We start from the raw sequence: 3,081 nt of genomic DNA, 5'->3' as shown, positions 1-3,081 counted from the left end.
TAGTACACCCCAGCTATCGACTGGAACTTAAAGGCGAATCACTACGCAAAGAGCAAGGAGTAGCCAGCACAGGAAAAATAGACTAAAACTGAGTCAGAAGATGAGCGAACACGTGATCGAATATCACTGGAATGGGTGATTGGAAAATATCGGAATAACTGATCGGATGTCGCCGGAACAGATGATCGGATACGTCGGAATCTGCACCCGCGGTACAGCGCTGGTTTAACGAGATCCGCACCCGTCCGGCAGTGGAACGCGCCTGGCGGCGAGCCAATGGCTAAACCCTGCCGCCACGGGCATTTCCCGCCGCCGTGGCCTATGCTTTAGGTAGAATGGAGTTTTGCTATCGCTGCGCGCGGCCGCCCGTGGTCCGGACGCAGCGATTAACGTCGGGCGGAGAATACCACCATGAAAATTTTAGTGACCGGCGGGACCGGGCTTATTGGCCGGCACCTGGTTATGAGACTACAAACCTTATCGCACCATGTTACCGTGTTGACCCGCGACGCCCAACGCGCGCAGCAGACGCTGGGGCCGGAGATCGCCACCATGACCACGCTGGCGCCGCTGTCGCATCTCAACGAGTTCGATGCGGTGATAAACCTTGCCGGCGAGCCTATCGCCGAGCGCCGCTGGACCGACGAGCAAAAAAACAAACTATGTCAGAGCCGCTGGGACGTCACCGGCCAATTGAGCCTACTGATACGCCAGAGCGACAATCCGCCGTCGGTGTTCATTTCCGGCTCCGCCACCGGCTACTATGGCGACCAGGATGATGCCTTGGTGGATGAGGATGAACCGCCGATTATCGATTTCGCCCACACGCTATGCGCGCGTTGGGAGGATTTGGCGCTACGGGCGCGCAGCGAGAAAACCCGCGTGTGTCTGTCGCGCACCGGCGTGGTGCAGGCCGCCGACGGCGGCCTGCTGGGCAAACTCTTGCCGCTGTACAAAGTCGGGCTGGGTGGCCCCATCGGCGACGGCACCCAGTTTATGTCCTGGATCCACATCGATGATATCGTCAACGCGCTGCTGTTCATGCTGACCACCGACGGCCTAGCGGGCCCGTTCAACGTCTGCTCTCCCTATCCGGTACGCAATGAGCATTTCAGCAGCGTACTGGCGGGGGTCCTGCACCGGCCCAACTTCACCCGCGTGCCGGCGCGGGCGGTGCAGCTGTTTCTCGGCGAAGGCGCCTCGCTCATTCTCGGCGGACAACGGGCAATGCCGCGGCGGCTGACCGAAGCCGGTTTCACTTTTTGCTTCAGCGAGCTGGAAGCGGCGCTAACGGAAATCGTCAACGCCGTATAGCCATCGGCACGGCTACTTAAAAGGGCCCCGGAGAGGAACTGCTGCAGCCGCGAGCTCTTCGGGCTGCCGAACACCTCCGACGGCGGCCCCTGCTCTTCGATAACCCCCTGATGCAGGAAGATGACGTGATTGGAAACATGGCGGGCGAACTCCATTTCGTGCGTTACCACCACCATGGTCTTGCCCTCCTCGGCCAGCTTTTGCATGATACGCAGCACTTCGCCGACCAGCTCCAGGTCCAGCGCCGAGGTCGGTTCATCAAACAACAGCACCTCCGGCTCCATCGCCAGCGCGCGCAATGGAAACGCGCCGCTGCTGCCCGCCGGAGAGATTGATGGGGTATTTGGCGCGCGCCCGCTCATCGATACCGACTTTGTCCAAATAGCGCACCACGCGCTCGCGCGCGTCGTTTTTGCTGAGGCCCAGCACCTGCACCGGCGCTTCCATGACGTTTTCCAGCACGGTCATATAGCTCCATAAATTAAAATGCTGGAATACCATCGTCAGCCGGGTGCGCAGCAGCTGCAACTGCTTTTTGTCGAACACTTTCAGCTGGCCGTCATGATCGCGCACCATATGAATATTTTCGTTATTCACGGCAATCGATCCTTCGCTGGGCTTTTCCAGGAAGTTGATACAGCGCAAAAAGGTACTTTTGCTCGACCCGGAGGATCCGATAATACTGATCACATCGCCGGCGCGCGCTTCCAGCGACACGCCTTTCAACACTTCATGGTCGCCATAGCGTTTGTGCAGCTCCTGGATCGACAATTTGATTTCTGGCATATACGTATCCTGCACGTGGGTTATTGCGGTTTGACATGGCGCCGCCAGCGCTTTTCCGCCTGTTTAAACAGCTTAATCAAAACAAAAGAGATCATCAGATACATTACCGCTGCAATGCCGAAGGCATAAAACAGCTAATAAATCGCCGAGTTGATATCGCGGGCTATTTTCAATATATCCGGCACCGTGGCGGTGAACGCCAGCGCGGTGGAGTGCAGCATTAAAATCACTTTATTGCTGTAGGCCGGCAGCGCCGTGCGCAGCGCAGAGGGCAAAATGATGGCGCGGTAGAGTTTGAACGGGGTGAAACCGTAGGCACGCGCCGCCTCAATTTCCCCGTGGGGCACCGCGCGGATGGCGCCGGCGAAAATCTCGGTGGTGTAGGCGCAGGTATTCAGGGTCAGCGCCAGCAAGGTACAGTTCATGCCGCTGCGGAAAAACGTGTTTAACAGATCGGTGCCGCGCACGATTTCCAGGCTGTACATCCCGGAGTAAAACACCAGCAGCTGTACATACAGCGGCGTGCCGCGAAAAATATAGGTGAACAACCACACCGGCAAGCTTATCCAGCGCCGCGGCGAAACGGTAGCCGTCGCTCCACAGCAGCGCGTGCCAGTATTGTTGCAGAATATCCGTCATAATTCCGCCTTCTTCACACCCAACGAATAGCGCCGCGCCAGCCACAGCAGCACGCCGTTGGAGAGGGTGGTGAACAGCAAATACACCACGCCGGCGACGATGGCGAAATAAAACGGTTGATAGGTTCCCTTGCCCGCCAGGTAAGCGTACGCCCAGCGCCGTATTGACAGTTATTCAGCAGGGATGGTGAGGTTCCACGGCAGGAGCTCTTTGATTTTGTTGATGGGATGATCCGCGATAATCGCCAGCACATGGTGCAGATACGCTTCCGGCTCCACGCCGTTCAGTTTGCAACTGCCGATCAGCGTATACATCAGCGCCGCCCGGTCGCCGCCGCTATCC

General features: G+C 58.0%; 2 protein-coding genes and 3 pseudogenes. 1 reads left to right on the top strand and 4 read right to left on the bottom strand.

What is annotated here, in order from left to right; genetic code table 11:
* Nucleotides 1-411: 411 nt before the first annotated feature.
* Nucleotides 412-1,314, top strand: coding sequence for a TIGR01777 family oxidoreductase (locus ACMX3H_RS17965; protein ID WP_415211768.1), 903 nt, complete (start codon nt 412-414; stop codon nt 1,312-1,314).
* A 20-nt stretch (nt 1,315-1,334) separates the two neighbouring features.
* On the opposite strand, the pseudogene hisP reads toward ACMX3H_RS17965, so the two are convergent.
* From hisP to ACMX3H_RS17945, 4 genes and pseudogenes are all read right to left on the bottom strand, one after another.
* Nucleotides 1,335-2,100 (bottom strand): annotated as a pseudogene (gene hisP, locus ACMX3H_RS17960) (histidine ABC transporter ATP-binding protein HisP); the annotation flags it as partial.
* A 20-nt stretch (nt 2,101-2,120) separates the two neighbouring features.
* Nucleotides 2,121-2,739: pseudogene (hisM, locus tag ACMX3H_RS17955) on the bottom strand (histidine ABC transporter permease HisM).
* A pseudogene (locus ACMX3H_RS17950) lies at nt 2,736-2,879 on the bottom strand (amino acid ABC transporter permease); the annotation flags it as partial. The pseudogenes ACMX3H_RS17950 and hisM, both read right to left, overlap by 4 nt.
* 30 nt (nt 2,880-2,909) lie before the next feature.
* On the bottom strand, nt 2,910-3,081 hold a 172-nt coding region (locus tag ACMX3H_RS17945; RefSeq protein ID WP_415211769.1), incomplete at its 5' end, for a transposase domain-containing protein.

Source organism: Sodalis sp. (in: enterobacteria), assembly GCF_047607725.1.
In the GTDB taxonomy this organism is placed as follows: Bacteria; Pseudomonadota; Gammaproteobacteria; order Enterobacterales; family Enterobacteriaceae; genus JBLKSS01.
Note: the sequence above shows the minus strand (reverse complement) of the source record. Positions and strands in the feature narration are given on the sequence as shown.